Origin of the sequence: Desulfosporosinus nitroreducens (assembly GCF_023897015.1) — a bacterium.
In the GTDB taxonomy this organism is placed as follows: domain Bacteria; phylum Bacillota; class Desulfitobacteriia; order Desulfitobacteriales; family Desulfitobacteriaceae; genus Desulfosporosinus; species Desulfosporosinus nitroreducens.
This window is the reverse complement of record NZ_JAMHFY010000047.1, coordinates 1-17,359: the sequence shown is the minus strand read 5'-3', so window position 1 is coordinate 17,359 and position 17,359 is coordinate 1. Positions and strand designations below refer to the sequence as shown.

Here is a 17,359-nt window from a genome sequence, read left to right as displayed (position 1 = left end):
GCTTTAGCGAGTGAGAAAGGTTTGCTTATCCGCCAGGTTGTCATACCACGCCCCGCGAAGCAATTAATTGAAAGCTTGGTTTAATCGAAGCACGAAGCACGAAGTCCGAAGTCCGAAAGGATAACGAACTGAATCTAAGCCATAAAGTTGAAGATAGTTGTACGACGGTAATGGAAACAAGTTTCAAGTCCAAGGGCTCGACTAGAACTATTAATCATATTTAGTACAAAGTACTAAAAGATTACCAAAGTCTAGCTTAGGATAAAAACTAGGCGCCAAGCGCCTAAGTTTTAGCCCTAGAAACTAATAACGAAAACTTAAAAATCGAGCATCGAGCATCGAACCTCGAGCCTCGACAAGGAGGTGTAGTACTATGGGACGATTTATCTCGGCAGCTGTTTTACGAGATATGGCCAAATTAGACAAAAATATTGTTTTAGAAGAAGAAAGTGTGCTGACTCCCTCTGCTAAAGATTTAGCCAAAGAGTTAGGGATTACGATAAGCAAAGGGAAACAAGAAATCATCAGTCATACTGTTGTGGGGCAATCGGTCGGACAACTTGCGAATTTACAATCTAGTGTTAAAGAAGTTCTAGTTTCCTCTGGAACCGCCACAGACGCAGAAAACCAAACGCATGACCTAAAAAAAGCAGTGCAAAAAATCCTGGGTGAGGTTCTTAAACCTGCTTGTGAGAACCCTAAAGCGACTCATGTCAAAGGGGAAACCGTGGTAATCCAGCCTTTTTTGGAAGCTCCTCCGGGGCAAAAGGTGGGACTCGTCGACGTGATTGACTCACGCGTGGGGAATCTGGCTTCGGGTTTCATGACTTTTGATCATTCGAAGTTGCCCTGGTTTTTAAATTATGATGAGGTCGATTACGTCATAGAAGGAGAGTTTGTCCTTGAAGTTGAGGGGCAAGTCTTCCGAGCTAAACCTGGTGATGTAGTTTATATTCCGAAGGGAAGCCAAGTGGTCTTTTCCTCCCCATCGTTTTGTAAAGTTTTCTATTGTACATACCCGGCTAACTGGGCAGATTTTTGCGATTAAGGACATTATGTCAGATTGGGGGATCGTTCGATGATTTTAAAGGCGAAAGTTTACAATAAAATTTTTGCATTTCAAAGTTTTAAAGAAGTCATGGCTAAGGCCAATGAAGAGAAGTCTGGCGATGAACTAGTCGGAATTGCTGCAAAATCAGCTTCTGAACGAGTGGCAGCAAAATTGGTTCTCAGTAATCTTACCCTTGAGGATATTTACAATAACCCGGTCATTCCCTATGAAGAGGATGAAGTCACTCGGGCAATCTATGACGGACTTAACTTGAGAATCTATCAAGAGATCAAAAGTTGGACGGTCGGTTATTTACGTGAGTATGTATTAGATCATAAGACGACGGGGGAAGACTTGGCTCACATTAGTCGTGGGCTGACAAGTGAAATGATCGCTGCAACAGCTAAGTTAATGTCTACTATGGATCTCGTCTGTGGTTCGAAGAAGATGCGCGTACAGTCACACTGCAATACGACACTCGGAGTACCTGGAACTTTGGCCTTTCGTTGCCAACCAAATCACCCAACCGACAGTATAGAGGGGATGATGGCTTCCCTTAAGGAAGGACTGGCATATGGTTCAGGGGATGCAGTTATCGGAATTAATCCGGTGGAAGACAATGTAGAGACAGTAACCCGCCTGCTGGAAACGGTCAAGAACTTTATGATAAAGTGGGAAATTCCGACCCAAAACTGCGTCTTAGCCCATGTGACTACACAGATGAAAGCCCTTGAAAAAGGTGCTCCAGTAGACTTGGTTTTCCAAAGTATTGCTGGAACGCAAAAAGCTAATGATGCCTTTGGTGTAAGCGCTGCCATTCTTGATGAGGCCTTTGCTTTGGCACAGCATAAAGGAAGCGCAACAGGTCCTAATCTTATGTATTTTGAAACTGGACAGGGTTCCGAGGTTTCTCTTGATGCTCACCTCGGAGTTGATATGATGACATTGGAAGCAAGAACTTATGGATATGCCCGTGGATATCGTCCATTTATGACCAACAATGTTTCTGGATTTATTGGGCCTGAGACGATTTATTCGGGGCGAGAAGTGATCAGAGCAGACTTGGAAGATTTATTCATGGGTAAGCTGCATGGGTTGCCGATGGGGATTGCTCCCTGTTATACAAACCATATGAAAGCAGATCAAAATGATCAGGAAATGGGAACTCTCCTTTGCGCTATGGCTGGTTCAAACTTCTTCATGGGAGTTCCGGGCGGTGACGATGTTATGCTTAGTTATCAGGATACCAGTTACCATGATGACGCAAGTACACGCGAAATCTTAGGGTTACGGCCGCTTCCTGAGTTCGAGAAGTGGTTGGAGAAAATGGGCATTTTAGAAAACGGCAAACTGACAGAGAGAGCCGGAGACCCATCCATTTTTGATAAATAGGGGAGGCGAATCTAGGTGGCAGTCGCGAATAATGAATTAGAAAAAGTCATTATCCAAAGTGTTATGGAAGAACTGGCTAAGAAAGGGCTGCTTTCACAAAAGGGAAAAGACCACGTGATGTCAGCAGCGATGATGGATACGCCTATTGTCCCTAATACAGAGTCCAAGGAGATGGTTACATTCCCTCCTCAAGAAGAAATGCAGATTTCTAACCCATTCAATGCAGATGCGGTTAAGGCTATGAAAAAGTTGACCCCAGCTCGGATCGGAATTGGCCGAGCTGGAACTCGCCCCAAAACTATGTCCTTGTTAAGGTTTTTGGCAGATCATGCAGTAGCTCAAGATGCAGTATTTCTTGATGTTTCTGAGGAATTTCTTCAACGGATGAACTTAATGTCTGTGCAAAGCGCTGCTGCCAGTAAGGACGAGTTTTTGCAAAGACCCGATTTAGGTCGGCGATTATCAGTTGAAGCTGTGAAAACAGTTTCGGAGAAGTGTGAGAAGAATGTTCAAGTTCAGATTCTGATAGTTGACGGATTAAGTTCAAGTGCCATTGAGGCCAATATCCCCGATTTGTTGCCTGCCTTGATGCAAGGGTTAAAATCTTCAGGTATAAAAGTCGGAGCTCCATTCTTCGTGAAGAACGGGAGGGTATGGATTCAAGATCATGTTGCATCCATCGTCAATTCAGATCTGATCATTTCCTTGATCGGAGAGCGTCCAGGATTGGGAACGGCAGAAAGCCTCAGTGCTTATATGATTTACCGACCCAACGAAAATACTGTTGAAGCTGATCGTACGGTTATCTCTAATATTCACAAGGGCGGAATTCCTCCTGCTGAAGCAGGGGCACATCTTACAGATGTTATTAAACAAATTCTGGCTGCTAAAGCGAGTGGCGTCAAGCTGAACCAGCAAAAGTAGGGGGGGTAATAAAATGCTCGAATCGACTAATCAAAGGATCACGAGCGTAGGCATTGATATTGGCACCACAACTACCCAACTGGTGATCAGCCAGTTGACCATTGAGAATACGGCTTCAGGAACCTTAGTTCCTCGGGTGGAAATTACGGATAAAGAAGTGATCCATCGCAGCCAGATTTATTTTACCCCGCTTTTAGACCGAGACTTAATTAATGCCGCCGCCGTTTCGCAAATTGTGGAAAGCGAATATCAAGCGGCTGGACTGACCCCCGAGATGATTGACACTGGGGCAGTGATTATTACCGGGGAAACGGCAAAGAAAGAAAATGCTAAAGCAATTATCGATGCTTTAGCAGGATTTGCCGGTGACTTCGTCGTAGCCACTGCCGGTGCCAATTTGGAAGCAATCTATGCGGGCAAAGGATCGGGAGCTGCCCAATATTCAGCCCAGAGGCACCAAGTCACAGTTAATATCGATGTGGGTGGTGGAACCTCCAACTATGCTGTGTTTCATGAGGGAAAGGCCGTGGATTCTTCATGCATCAATGTAGGCGGTCATTTAATAGAGTTTGATCGGCAAGGGGACAGGATCACATACATTTCTGAGCCGGCGAAAATTGCTTTGGAATCTACGGGACAAAGGCTTCAAGCAGGGGAGAGAGTAACCCTTCCTCAACTTCGTCCTATTGTCAAAGCAATGGCTGAGTGTGTTGTGGACGTACTCAAGACTTCTACTCATGTGGGGTTAACTAAGGAACTTCTTATGACCCCTCCCTTGCAACTGGCTCAGTCGATTCGAAAAGTGATGATTTCTGGCGGGGTTGCAGACTATGTCTATGCTTTAAATGGACCGACAACCATGGCTGAAGTGACTGCTTTTGGAGATTTTGGCCCGCTTTTGGGATGGGAGCTCAGAGTTAGCTTAGAGAAAGCAGGGTTTGTCTTAGAAAAGCCCAATGAGACTGTAAGAGCTACTGTCATCGGAACCGGGACTCAGTCGGTCAATCTAAGTGGCAGCACCATCCATCTTCAGGAAAACACGTTGCCGTTGCGCAATGTCATGGTCATTTCTCCCTTTATATCTACAATTCCCGAAACGCCGCAAAAGATTGCTGAAGTCGTCAAAACTCAGATGCTTCGCCTTCAAGTTGATCACTCTGAGGGAGTTGTGGCAATAGCCATGAGAGGACCCCGTACAATGTCGTTTGCAGATATCAGTATTTTGGCACAAGGGTTGCTCTTGGGGTTGGAAGACTACTTAAGCACCGATAAGCCCCTCATTATTGTTATTGAAGCAGATTGTGGGAAAGTCTTGGGACAGTGTATAAGTGCTTCAGCTAATCGATCACTGGAAATGGTATGTATAGATCAGCTTGAAGTGGAGAATTGTGATTATATTGATATCGGTAAACCCCTGATGGGTGGAAGAGTTGTTCCGGTGGTCTTGAAGACATTGGTTTTTAATCGTTAACAAACATAAACGTGAGCAACTTTCATGTTAAATAGTAACTATATTTAGTTAGGAGACTGGAGTATTCAAATTTTTCAGTCGTTATTTAGATTGATTAACATTTGACAAAAGGATTTGCTCGATTTTTGACGAATAAGGTTATATAGCTTTGAGGCATTTTAAGAGAATTACCGTTTTAGGAAGGATGAGTTCAATGCTCCAAACATTAGATTCTAACCTTCTGGATCCAAAATATCTCGAAGAGAGCCTAGGAAGTTTTCATAACGCCACTGGCTTACATATTGAGGCTATTAATAATGCGGGCGTGACTTTCTCTGTACCTGGAAATTTTGAACGGAGTGAATTTTGCCGATATATCCGAAGCCAACCTGAAGGAGAAAGAAAATGTCAGGATTCTTATAAGCGTGCCAGCTTAGAGGCCGCCAAATGGGAGGAACCCTATTTTTTTCGTTGTCACGCCGGGTTAGTTATCTGGGCAGTCCCAATCATGATTCGAGGGGTTTCCATGGGAAGTATTATCTGTGGGCAAGTCCTAATGTGGGAGCCGGACCACTTCTTTTTTCAGGAACTTAAGAATCTTAATACTGGAATCGAAAATTTTGAACGGTTGAAGAGCATGGCGTGTAAGCTTGAAGTTATTTCACCGTCACGTTCTCAGGCAGCAGCCGATATGCTTTTTGTGGTAGTTAATCATATGGTCAAACGGAACATCAACAGTCTGGAAGAAATTGATGCAACACGTCTGCAACAACAGCAAATCAGACGAGAAATTGAAGAACGCAAGCGGCAAAATTTGCCTGACCTAAGTGATTATGATGACTATTTAAAAAAAGAGCGTAAATTCTTACGATATATTCGACTAGGAGACAGAACGAGGGCCAATCAAACTCTTCAGAGTTTGTTGACCGATCTGCATACAAAAACTGTGGGAGACCTGGAAACCGTCAAAGCGCGGATTCTTGAATTGGCGACGTTGACGTCCAGGGCAGCAGTAGAAGGCGGAGGGAACGCTGAACGTATTATGAAACTGCTCAAGGATTTTGATAAGGAAATGGAAGGTTTTGAGCGGGTTGAAAAGTGCTTTTATAAGGTTCAGCGGATTGTAGAAACCTTCTTAGAGAGTATTTTTACACTTGCAGATAAAAAACACATTGCTATAGTCAAAAATGCTCGGGATTTTATTATGGAGAATTATGCCTTGCCCCTTACAGTCACAGATGTAGCCCAGCACCTCTTTGTCAGTTCCTCTCATCTTTCGAGGTTGTTTCGAGAGGAATTGGACTGCACGATTAATGATTACTTGACCAGAGTCAGAGTGGAGCAAGCCGTTGAAATTATGAAGAGACCTGAATTCAGTGTTGCCCAAGTCTCGAAAGCTGTTGGTTTTCAAAACCAAAGTTATTTTTCTAAAGTCTTCAGGAAATATATAGGGGTCACTCCCCTTACATATAAAAACAGCTTGTATTAGAGGGTGAGAGTTATGGTGTTTCAAGCAATCATAAAATCCATCGCTACTGGGGACGCTGAACAAAGCATGGTCTTGACTAAACGGGCTTTGGCGCAAGGGTTTTCTGCGGACTCTGTTCTGGAAAAGGGCTTAATTGCTGGAATGGATCGTGTGGCTGAGAAGTTTCGTGAGCAAAGGGTTATGGTTCCGGAGGTCCTCATGGCATCTAGGGCAATGCATGCGGGCTTAAGTCTTTTAGAACCATTACTTGAGAACACAGAAAAAAGGTGCACAGGTAAAATCGTTATGGGAACCGTAGCCGGAGATCTCCATGACATCGGCTTAAGTCTAGTCAAGATGTTAGTCATGGCCACCGGTATTGAAATAATTAACTTGGGGGTGGATGTAACCCCAAAAAAGTTTGCCAGTGCAGTGCGTAAAGAAAAACCACATATTTTGATGATGTCGGCTTTGCTCACCACCACAATGACTATGATGAAAGATGTGATTGATGAATTAGAGTCATTGGCAATTCGCAAAAACTTAATTGTGATTGTGGGAGGAGCACCTGTAAACGCGGGCTTTGCAAAGCGAATAGGTGCAGACTATTACTTTGAAGACGCTTTTGAAGTAAGAGCTTTTCTCGACGAAAACTTATCGAAAATAATTACTAAAAAAGCCGCAAAATTTGGCGGCAAATAGAGACAGTGACAGATAATGGACAGATAATGGCAGGCAAATCTTGTTTAAAGGATTGCCTGCCTATTCTATTTTTGATTTCCGTATAATCGTCAGATTTCAGCAATTTGTACAAAATAGTACGAATTTTCAAATGGTTGTAATGAGTCAAAACAAGCAGGAATGTGTTAAGAAAAATGTGTGTTTCAGGTGATATGATTGTTATAAGTTAATAAACCCTTTGGTACACACTGATCTGAATGATCAGGGTTAAATAAGGGTTGTTGAGTGAGAGAGTGGATGGCAGATACTCTCTTTATCTAGAAATGAGGAGGATGCATATGGATATTAGTAGAATGAGACATCTCGAAGAACTCAGTGTCGATCAAACGTTTAATTTGTTTACACAAAGTAAAGATCTTAAAAATATCGCTGCCGATTTTTTCCAGTCTATGGAGACAACTCTAATCCGCAATCAAATTCTAGACGTACTACGTAGTTATGACCTTGGACAGGTGACAGCGGTTTATGAAATATTTGGCGGATATGTAAATCGGAGTTTTGGAATTTACACAGAAAAAGATGGAATAACTCACGAGTATTTCGTGCGTAAATACAAATATGGAATCACTGAGACAGAAATCTTATTCGAGCATTCTATGATAGATTATTCCATAGCCCATGGACTAGATATTGCTGCTGGATTAATTCGTACCAAAGATGGCACAACGTTTGTTAAGAAAAATGAGGGTTCGAAAGAGAATATAACGGATATCTATTTTGCTGTATATGAGTTTTTGAAAGGAGAGGACTTATATACCTGGGATACTCCTAACTTAAATGATGAAGAGTTTGCCAGTGCGGCCGGAGTTCTGGCAACGTTCCACAATGCTGCCAGGGATTTTGATCCACAAGGTCTAGAGCGTTTAGAGCCTAAGATTATGGAATTTCTCCCAACTTTGCCTGAGAAATTTAAAGAGTTAGCACAGACAGATATCGACACGAAGTTTCACAGATATTACAGAAGTAAATTGAATTCAATTTTGGAGGTTATCGAGAGTTCACAAATTCCTCAAGATGTGCTTGACAAGATGCCATATACACCGTGTCACAATGATTTTCATGCCGGTAATTTGAAGTACATTGATAGCAAGGTTGTAGGAATTTTTGACTTTGATTGGTCAAAAATTGACCGCAGACTTTTCGATGTGACATTGGCCATGGCTTATTGTTGTTGTTCTTGGCAAGATGAGAAAGATGGTGTGTTGCTTCTCGATAAATGTGCCATTTTCCTTAAATCATATCAGCAAAAATTAGCTGAATTGAAAGGACTTGAACCTTTAAATGCTGCAGAAATTGAGTATCTGCCTACGATGATCGCCGCCGCGAATATGTACTTGATTAACTGGGATGTAACAGCCTACTACGCAGGAACTGATCTGAATGAGTATGAGTATATTGCTTATTTACAGCATAATGTTCGTTTGATGAACTGGATTGAAATTCATAAGACAGAGATATCAGAAATGGCAAAATCCGTATAGGTATAGAAAGTTAATTCATAGACAGAAGCTCGACTAAAGCATCGATCCGAGCGAAAGGAAAGGGGATTGTACTGTGGAGTTCACTAAATTATTTAGTCAGTCAGAAGTAGAGCGCGTACACGAGGCCTCATTGGAAATTCTGGAGAACGTCGGGATGATGGTTCGCAATCAGAAAGCCCTGGCAATCTTTGCCAAAAATGGTTGCCAGGTTGATATGGAAACAATGATGGTTAAGTTTCCACGTGAGGTTGTTGAGAAAGCAAGAAAAACCTTTGTTCCTACGTATACTTTTACTGCTCAAGATCCAAAATTTGATGTCACAATGCCTGGCGACCGACCGATTGTCGTAACAGGAAGTTCCGCTCCTAATATCATCGATCCGGAAACTGGCGAGGAACGTCGCGCTACCTCTGATGACATAGCTAATATCGCCTATTTGATCAATGAACTGCCTGGATTTGATGTCTTTTCAATATCAACTCTGGCAGACGATGCCCCAGAAGGACAGTTCAGTTTGTCCCGTTTTTATCCTGCCTTGAAAAACTGTAAAAAGCCTGTCCGAAGTAATACTCCTAACATGGACGACCTTAAAGCAGTACTGGATTTAGGAGCCCTGATCGCAGGAGGGGAAGAAGAGTATCGTAAGCGCCCATTTATTAATCACCATTATTGCCCGGTTGTTTCACCGTTGACCTTTGATGTGGAGTCTACTGAAGCAGTTATCTATCTGCTTGAAGAAGGATTGCCAGTCTATGGAACAATTGTTCCAAATGCCGGCATGACTTCCCCTCTCAGCCTTATGGGAACTCTTACCCTTGGTAATGCGGAATTTCTGGGACTTGCAACCTTGACTCAAATGATTCGTCCAGGAGCCCCCATGATCTATGCTGTCTTGTCCACAGTTGCGGATATGCGGACTGGAGCCTATGCACCCGGTGCAATTGAAACAGGAATGTTGCAAATGGCGCATACAGAAATGGCGAGATACTATAACATTCCCTCTGGCGGATATATCGGTTTGACAAATGCCCATTCTAATGACGCTCAATCAGGGTATGAGACAGGAATGAACACTACAGGCGCTTTGCTTGCCGGAGCAGATTTATTTAATATGGGGGGGCTTTTAGGGAGTCTGATGGCCTTTGACTTTGCTAAAGCTGTGATCGACAACGAAATAGCGTTGATGCTTAAACGGATGAAAAAGGGTTTTGAATACAGCGAAGAAAACTTGTGTTTAGACTTGATTACGAAAGTTGGACCTGGCGGCAGTTACATGGATTTGGATCATACTATGAAAAATATGCGAACCATTGCCGTTTTGCCCAAAGTGGCAACAAGAGAAATGCGTCGCCGTTGGGAAGATCAAGGGAAACCAGACGCTCACAGCCGTGCAATGAAGGAAGCCGCAAAAATCTTAAGTAAACCGAATAAGTCGCGCTTTTCAGAAGAACTGGATGCTAAAGTACGCAGCTATTTCAAAGGACTTGTTGCAGGGGATGCTAAGTGGGGAATTTAATCTTTCACAACGTGACGGTCTTGTGACTGAAAGGAAAGGGAGATAATAATGAGCGTACAGAATATTTATGATGCAGTAGTAGAATTTAACATTGATAAAGTAGTGTCTCTTGTTGAAGCTGAAATTAAGATTGGCACGGATGTCTCGGAAATTCTAAGCAATGGATTAATTTCCGCAATGGACGAAGTCGGGCAACGCTATTCTGAAGGAGAATTCTTTGTTCCGGAAATGCTCATGGCTGCTAAAGCCATGAAAGCTGGACTTGAGGTATTAAAACCATTATTATCACAAGGAGAAAGCGAAAAAAAGGGAACGATTATTATCGGAACCGTCAAAGGGGACTTGCATGATATTGGTAAAAATTTAGTCTCCATGATGATGGAAGGCGCCGGATTCGAGGTTTATGATCTGGGTGTAGATGTGGATACAGAAAAATTCTTGGCCACCGCAAAAGAGAAAAACGCCGACGTCATCTGTATGTCCGCCCTGTTAACTACAACCATGCCCTTTATGGAAGTAACTGTGAAAGCTATTCGCGAACAAGGGTTAAGCTTTAAGACGATGGTTGGAGGAGCACCCGTGTCAGAGGATTTTGCAAAGAAAATTGGAGCGGATGGTTGGAGCACTGATGCCCCCGGAGCGGTAGAGACTGCTCGTAAACTTACGGCTAAATAAGACATTACTTAAGATGCTGCTAAATAGTCCACAGCTAAAAAACTTCAGAACTGACTTCGAAAGTTAAGTCTCATCGACTTAGGTTTGAAGTCAGTTCCTTTGGTATAAGTCTATCATGACTTGTTTTTAAGTATCTGAGATTCCGGAACCAAATAAATTAAGCTCAAATAGGGACCTGGAATGTTGAAAACTCACTGGAAATCAAGTAATATTTAGCTAAGTTTTCACCACAACATTATTGGCACGAAATTTGCAATATTAGTCTTTATAGAAATCCTAGTTCTAAAGAAATAATAATTAAGAGCTGAATATGAGGAGGAAAAATTCATGTTAGTAGTGGGAGAATTAATTAATGCAAGTCGTAAGGCAGTTGGAGAAGCCATCAAAGCACAAGATGCTGAATATATCAAACAGGTGGCTAGAGATGAACATGAAGCAGGTGCAGATTACATTGACGTAAATGCTGGTATCTTTGTCGGTAAGGAACCTGAATACCTGCAATGGCTTGTAAAAACAGTTCAAGAAGCTGTAGACGCACCTTGTTGTATTGACAGTCCGGACCCCAAGGCTATTGAAGCTGCTTTATCTGTACATAAAGGTATTGCGATGATTAACTCAATATCCTTAGAAAAAGAGCGCTATGATGCCTTGATTCCTGTCATTGCGGGCACCGACTTGAAAGTTGTTGCTCTTTGTATGAGTGATGAGGGTATGCCGGAAACTATGGACGCTCGTCTAAAAATCGCCGAAAAACTGATTGATGGACTTGTCAAAAACAATGTGCCGCTCCAAAACATTTATGTAGATCCGTTGGTTCAGCCAGTTTCTACTAACAGTACCTTTGCCGTCGAGTTTATTAATTCCGTCGAGGCTATCATGACTCGCTTTAAAGGAGTTCATACGATTTGCGGTCTGTCCAATGTATCCTATGGTTTACCAGTGCGTAAATTTATGAACCATGCCTTTGCTATTATGGCTATTGGCAAAGGTCTGGATGGCCTTATTATTAACCCTCTGGACAAGATGATGATGGCAAGTTTGGTTACGGCTGAAACACTTGCCGGACGAGATGAGTATTGCGTCAACTATCTCAAGGCTTTTCGCAATAAACAATTTGAGTTCCTAGGTTAAATATTGTTTTAGATCAATCAAACTTGATAAAAATGAATACATCAGGTTAGTATTTGTATAAGATCCCCTTCTCTATAAGAGCAGGGGATCTTATACAATCAGTTTCTTTTAATACACGAAAGTGATTTTCAAGGAGGTAGAGGTGTGGCGCTCGTAATGTTTGATTATGATGGGGTTATTGTGGATTCCCTGGACGTTTTTATTTCGCGTTTTTCACAAGCCTGTCTTGAGAATGGGTTCCAGGGAATCAATGAACCAAAAGATGTCATTTCATTATTCGAGGGTAATGTTTATGAGACGATGATGAGTCGAGGGATCAGTGAAGTTGCCATAGATGATATATTGAAGAGATATGAAATATTACAAGGTGAACAATTGACAGACCTTGAACTCTTTGACGGCATAGGAAAAGCCTTACAGAGGATCTCAGAAAAACACCATGTATATGTTATTACTTCGAATCTTTCCAGTGCAACCAAACAGATTTTGAACAGGAACGGAATTACTTGTTTTGAGGATGTTATTGGAGCAGAAAAGGAGAAAAGTAAGATCAAAAAGATTCATAACACTATGGCATTGCATCCAGGCATCTCGGCCTATTATGTAGGGGATACCAAAGGGGATATGATAGAAGGTAAACACGCTGGTACACAAACGATTGGGGTGACCTGGGGATGGCATACGCCTCAGAAAATTAATGAGGGCAACCCGGATTTTCTTGTTAATTCCCCGGAAGAACTTGCGGATTTTCTGGTTAAGGTATGAAGCGAAGAAGGAAAATGAGGGAATAGATCGAATTGTATAAATAAGGCATTGAATTCATAATAATGATATAAGGCAGTTTTGTGCATTTGGCCGATCAAATATGTTCTGCTTGATCTTCGTTTGTAGGAATTTTTTGACCTGAAATTCTTCCAGGAGGTAATTATGGAAATAAAAATACTCCCAAATCGAGTTATTGAAACTAAAGATACAGAGACTTTAATGGAAGCTCTCATTCGTCATCAACTTCCCGTCGATAATATCTGTAATGGTAAAGGAACATGTGGTAAGTGTAAAGTTCGAGTGATGAAAAATGCTTCAGTGCCAAGTGCTCAGGATTTAAAACATCTTAATGAGGTCGAAATCCAAGCGGGATTTCGACTTGCTTGTACTGTGGTTCCCGAAGAGGGCATGGTCATTCAGCTAAATTTCGTAGAAAGTCAGGATCGAAAAGAAAGTGCTCTCTTAGGAATGAAGGCAGCTGTCTTAGATCCGCGGATGGAAAAGATTTGTGTGACGATCAGTAAACCTTCACTTGAGGATGAACGAGGAGACTGGGACCGCCTGGCAGATGCTCTCAGCACTTCCACAGGGAGGAGTTATAACTCCCCAAGTCTGTATGTCCTTAGTAAAGTGTCGGATGTTTTGAGAGCGGATAACTATGTCTTAACAGTTACTATTTTTGAAAATGAGATACTGGAGATTGAGCAGGGAGACACTGCGAAGAGATTGTATGGGGTTGCCATCGATATTGGGACAACAAGTGTCGGGTTGGCTTTATATGACTTGATTGAAGGTGATCTCAAAAAGGTCGTCTCAATTGAGAATGAGCAGACAGCATATGGGGCAGATGTAATTTCTCGTATTTCCTTTGCTAAAGAAAGTAAAGAGAATGCTTTGGCGATGCGCAATGCTGTTAGAAGAACCATTAATCATTTGTTAAAAGAGCTTGAATTAAAAACCGATGTAAGAAAAAACGAAATCGTCAAGATGTCTATAGTAGGCAATACGACGATGCATCACCTCTTAATCGGCTTAGATGTGTCTCATTTAGCGGTATCGCCCTTTGTTTCCGTTTGCAATAGACCGTTAGAATTCTCAGCGCACGAATTAGGAGTAGAAATCAATCCTCAAGCTAAAATATTCCTCTTGCCTAATATAGGGAGTTTTGTTGGGGGGGATACAGTAGGGGCTATCGCAGGGGCACCTGAGGTACTGGAGCAAGGGAATCACTTACTCATCGATTTAGGTACTAACTGTGAATTGTTTTTGAAAACAGACAACTTGATGATGGCCTGTTCTACAGCGGCTGGACCAGCCTTTGAAGGAGCAGGAATAGCCTACGGAATGAGGGCAAAGCAGGGAGCCATCGAAAGTGTAAGTATTACTGACAACGGTGTGAACTGTGAAGTAATCGGGGGACAGGAACCTATCGGGATTTGCGGATCAGGTCTAATTGAGGCGATTGATGAGATGCAAAGAGCCGGAGTAATAAATAAACAAGGGAAAATTGCTGTCCCTGAAACTGCAGATAATCTTTCAGTTGAGATTCGGAATCGGATACGAACGGCTGTAAAAGCACGTGAATTTGTTTTGGCATATGGAACAGATCAAAGATCAGATGTAACCATTAGCCAAAAGGATATCGGGGAATTACAACTGGCTAAAGGGGCAGTCTGCGCAGGAATTAAAACGTTGGTTGAAATGGCGGGCATTAGTGTTGCTGAGCTGGATTCAGTTATATTATCCGGGACCTTTGCCACTTATCTTAAGGCTAACAACATTTTAAATATTGGTCTCGTACCGGATATCCCGCCTGAAAAAATTAAAATGGTTGGGAATGCGGCTCATGTTGGTGCAATACGAACACTTCTAAATCACCGGGAGATGAATATGACAGAAGAATTATACAGGAAGATTCGTCATATTGAACTTGGAGGCAGCGCCACATTCTCCAGTTATTTTATGAATAGTTTATACCTTGAACGATTGAGTTAGTTAAAAGTTAAGAAAAAACTGAAAATGTCTTAAAATATTGTCCAAGAAGAGTTATAATGGTTAGAGAATAAAAGGACAATCTTCGGAGTAATAATAGGTGATAAGGGAGAGGAACAAGGAATGGAAAATAAATTTAAAGAGTCATTACTTGACAAAAACACCCTATCCGTCACATGGGAACTCGTACCAGGAAGAGGAGCGAATGAAAAAGCTCAACTAACCGCCATCGCCTCGGCAGAGCAAGCAGCTAAAGGCGGCAGGGTCCATGCTCTTACTATCACGGATAACCCTGGTGGTAATCCGGCAATTCTCGCTGATTATTTGGGAATGGAGATCCTTAAATTGGGGATCGAACCATTAGTACATTTTACATGTAAGGATAAGAACCGGAATCAGATGGAAAGCCAACTTTATGCGTTAGATCGTGCAAAAGTTCGTAATCTCTTAGTTATGACCGGAGACTATACGTATTCAGGATTCAAAGGACGCCCCAAGCCAGTTTTTGACCTAGATCCTTCTAATACCTTACAACTGATAGCTGATATGAATAAGGGCTTAGAAGTTCCAGGTATGAAGGGGCCAACTTATCACGCTCCCAGCGACTTTTTTGCGGGTGCGGCTGTTTCCCCATTCAAGTCTACCGAGGCTGAGCTTATGGTTCAGTACTATAAGTTGAAAAAGAAAATCCAAGGCGGCGCACAATTTGTAGTTACACAATTGGGGTATGATGCTCGTAAATGCCACGAAGTCATCCAGTTCTTGAAGGTTAACAACCTGGATATTCCGGTTGTGGGAAATATCTACGTTCTTCCTTATGGAGCGGCAAATGTTATGAATCAAAACAAGTTGCCGGGTTGTGTCGTCACGGACAAACTTTTAGCAGAACTCAATGAGGAAAAAAGTGCCGCGGATAAAGGGGTTGGCCAGCGGATGTTGAGGGCCGCCAAATTGTACGCGATCTTAAAAGGTATTGGTTGTGCAGGAGTTCATATTGGCGGGCATAACCTTAAATACGAGCAATTAGAGTACATTCTTGACAAAGGTGAGGAACTTTATCCGAATTGGCAAGATCTAGTCAAGGAGTTTGATTATCCTCAAACCAATGGATTCTATTATTTTGAAAAGGACGAGAAGACGGGCCTAAACACAGATCGACCTACGAATCGTGCTAACCGCCCCTTAGACGCACCTGCTGGAGCAATGAACACGTTGATGAGAGGTATGCACAGTCTCATGTTTACACCTAATAAAATGCTCTTTCCTGTGATGCGCAGTATGTATCATGCAGCAGAGGGTAAGAAAAAAGCTGAAAAGAGACTTCACGCGCTTGAGCATATTGCTAAAGTTGTCATGCTCGATTGTAAGGATTGCGGCGATTGTGCCATATTGGATATAGGCTACCTCTGTCCTATGTCACAATGTCCAAAAAATCAACGTAACGGTGCTTGTGGCGGAAGCTTGGATGGCTGGTGTGAAGTTTTCCCGAAAGAGAAGAAGTGCGTTTGGGTTAGAGCTTATGCCAGACTGAAAAAATATGGGGAAGAGTCTTCCTTAGACGTTCCTCCGGTTCCACCTGCAAACTGGGATTTCTATCAGACTTCCTCATGGTCTAATTTCTACTTAGGAAAAGACCACTCAGCGCCTGTCTTAGGTATCAAACGCCCAGAAAGCAAAATTAAAAAATAAGTTTAGCGTAGGGTTCGCCCGCGAATAACTCCATCTCACATTTCATAAGGTAAATTTAAATATAGGAGGAGCATTTTTATGGCAACTGGAGTTATTAAAGCCGGTGCTTGTGGTTTTACTATTAATGTTAAAGCAGTAAGCGGTGATGGACACAAAGTAAAACTCGAAATATCAAGTGACTGTCCGAATTACCAAAAAATAGCGGCAGAACTGGTTGAAGTCGATGCCTTTGAAGAGATTTTCAAGAAACTTCATATGGGAAAAGTTTATGAAGTCTTTGCTAAGCATAGCCCGCATCCCAGTTGTCCAGGTGTTTCTGGGATTATGAAGTCGATAGAAGTGGCAGCAGGGTTAGCTTTGCCACAGAATGCAAGCATTAGCGTAACTAAGGAATAATTTTTGAATCCAAGGGATGTCGCAGAAGGGCACATAGATGATTAATAGATCGTCTATGGGCCTTTTTTCTGTTGCTAACTTACTACTCAAGATCAGCAACCCGGACAAGGTGATCTTTGGCGACCCGGAAATCATCAAAGGGGAAGGGATTGACTTTGATCCAGTGGAGTCCGTTATAAGATGGCGGCCTCGCAGCCGCCGTTTCGAGGTTGATCCGCCTAAACCTGGGGCGGATCAAAAAGGTCGTTAGTGGAGGTATCTATCACCCGGATATCCCGTTTTTCAACCAGTTCGCCGCCGGTCGTAATGAAGATATTTTTGGATATAATCGTATCCATTACAGCTTCGGCTTCAGCCTTCGTCAGGTCTGCCCGCGGATTGGGCAGCGTGATTGAAAAGGTCTTACCGGCGACAGTGGTAAACGTTAACCTGATCACTTTATTGGTTGTGACTGCCAAGGTATCACCCCCTTCCCTGCAAATATTGGGGATAGTTACTCTTTATTCAGTTCAAAGTTTTTCCTTAGGAGCACCTGCAGCAGCGGATAATCAACCAGACTGAACAATGCCTCAGCTACATCATAGAGGTCTTCTTCCGTAGCGTCGTGTTTAACACCATTCAAGCCTTTCTGTCTGATCACCGGGGCGCCGGCGGGTGTCAGTTCGAGCTGGTATTTCGCAACCAGCGC

The 17,359-nt window shown here is 42.6% G+C and carries 17 protein-coding genes; 15 read left to right on the top strand and 2 right to left on the bottom strand.

Features of this window, described 5'->3' with window-relative positions; translation table 11 throughout:
• Positions 1-373 precede the first annotated feature (373 nt).
• The 15 genes from M8E35_RS25210 to M8E35_RS25140 all read left to right on the top strand — a co-directional run bounded on the left by M8E35_RS25210 (position 374) and on the right by M8E35_RS25140 (position 16,921).
• Entirely contained in the window at positions 374-1,048 is a 675-nt protein-coding gene (locus tag M8E35_RS25210; protein WP_252473727.1) for a cupin domain-containing protein, read from the top strand.
• A gap of 30 nt (positions 1,049-1,078) precedes the next feature.
• Complete coding sequence (locus tag M8E35_RS25205; protein ID WP_252473726.1) at positions 1,079-2,443, top strand: ethanolamine ammonia-lyase subunit EutB; 1,365 nt, start codon at positions 1,079-1,081, stop codon at positions 2,441-2,443.
• A 15-nt stretch (positions 2,444-2,458) separates the two neighbouring features.
• On the top strand, positions 2,459-3,367 hold the full coding sequence (gene eutC, locus M8E35_RS25200; RefSeq protein WP_252473725.1) for an ethanolamine ammonia-lyase subunit EutC: 909 nt from the start codon (positions 2,459-2,461) through the stop codon (positions 3,365-3,367).
• A gap of 13 nt (positions 3,368-3,380) precedes the next feature.
• Entirely contained in the window at positions 3,381-4,838 is a 1,458-nt protein-coding gene (locus tag M8E35_RS25195; protein ID WP_252473724.1) for an ethanolamine ammonia-lyase reactivating factor EutA, read from the top strand.
• 193 nt (positions 4,839-5,031) lie between these two features.
• Complete coding sequence (locus M8E35_RS25190; RefSeq protein WP_252473723.1) at positions 5,032-6,306, top strand: PocR ligand-binding domain-containing protein; 1,275 nt, start codon at positions 5,032-5,034, stop codon at positions 6,304-6,306.
• Between the two features lie 12 nt (positions 6,307-6,318).
• Complete coding sequence (locus M8E35_RS25185; protein ID WP_252473722.1) at positions 6,319-6,987, top strand: cobalamin B12-binding domain-containing protein; 669 nt, start codon at positions 6,319-6,321, stop codon at positions 6,985-6,987.
• Between the two features lie 317 nt (positions 6,988-7,304).
• Entirely contained in the window at positions 7,305-8,507 is a 1,203-nt protein-coding gene (locus M8E35_RS25180; RefSeq protein WP_252473721.1) for a phosphotransferase enzyme family protein, read from the top strand.
• A 73-nt stretch (positions 8,508-8,580) separates the two neighbouring features.
• Positions 8,581-10,023, top strand: a complete 1,443-nt coding sequence (locus tag M8E35_RS25175) for a trimethylamine methyltransferase family protein (RefSeq protein WP_252473720.1) — start codon at positions 8,581-8,583, stop codon at positions 10,021-10,023.
• A gap of 48 nt (positions 10,024-10,071) precedes the next feature.
• Complete coding sequence (locus M8E35_RS25170; protein ID WP_252473719.1) at positions 10,072-10,698, top strand: cobalamin B12-binding domain-containing protein; 627 nt, start codon at positions 10,072-10,074, stop codon at positions 10,696-10,698.
• Positions 10,699-11,025: 327 nt separating this feature from the next.
• The gene (locus M8E35_RS25165; protein ID WP_252473718.1) at positions 11,026-11,829 is read left to right on the top strand and encodes a methyltetrahydrofolate cobalamin methyltransferase; all 804 of its coding nucleotides are present in this window, start codon (positions 11,026-11,028) and stop codon (positions 11,827-11,829) included.
• Between the two features lie 144 nt (positions 11,830-11,973).
• Positions 11,974-12,594: an HAD family hydrolase gene (locus M8E35_RS25160; protein WP_252473717.1), complete on the top strand. Its 621-nt coding sequence runs from the start codon at positions 11,974-11,976 to the stop codon at positions 12,592-12,594.
• Positions 12,595-12,756: 162 nt separating this feature from the next.
• Complete coding sequence (locus tag M8E35_RS25155; RefSeq protein WP_252473716.1) at positions 12,757-14,589, top strand: ASKHA domain-containing protein; 1,833 nt, start codon at positions 12,757-12,759, stop codon at positions 14,587-14,589.
• A gap of 120 nt (positions 14,590-14,709) precedes the next feature.
• Positions 14,710-16,275 carry a methylenetetrahydrofolate reductase C-terminal domain-containing protein gene (locus M8E35_RS25150; protein ID WP_252473715.1) on the top strand — a complete coding sequence of 522 codons (1,566 nt, stop codon included), beginning with the start codon at positions 14,710-14,712 and terminating at the stop codon, positions 16,273-16,275.
• A gap of 78 nt (positions 16,276-16,353) precedes the next feature.
• Positions 16,354-16,671, top strand: coding sequence for a DUF6951 family protein (locus M8E35_RS25145; RefSeq protein ID WP_252473714.1), 318 nt, complete (start codon positions 16,354-16,356; stop codon positions 16,669-16,671).
• A gap of 37 nt (positions 16,672-16,708) precedes the next feature.
• Complete coding sequence (locus M8E35_RS25140; protein WP_252473713.1) at positions 16,709-16,921, top strand: hypothetical protein; 213 nt, start codon at positions 16,709-16,711, stop codon at positions 16,919-16,921.
• Here M8E35_RS25140 and M8E35_RS25135 read toward each other — a convergent pair.
• Positions 16,890-17,129 (bottom strand): DUF2922 domain-containing protein, encoded by a 240-nt coding sequence (locus M8E35_RS25135; protein WP_252473712.1) that lies wholly within the window; start codon positions 17,127-17,129, stop codon positions 16,890-16,892. The two genes, M8E35_RS25140 and M8E35_RS25135, sit on opposite strands and share 32 nt — an antisense overlap.
• Before the next feature lie 35 nt (positions 17,130-17,164).
• Positions 17,165-17,359 (bottom strand): DUF1659 domain-containing protein (locus M8E35_RS25130; protein WP_309446510.1); only part of this gene is annotated, 195 nt, incomplete at its 5' end.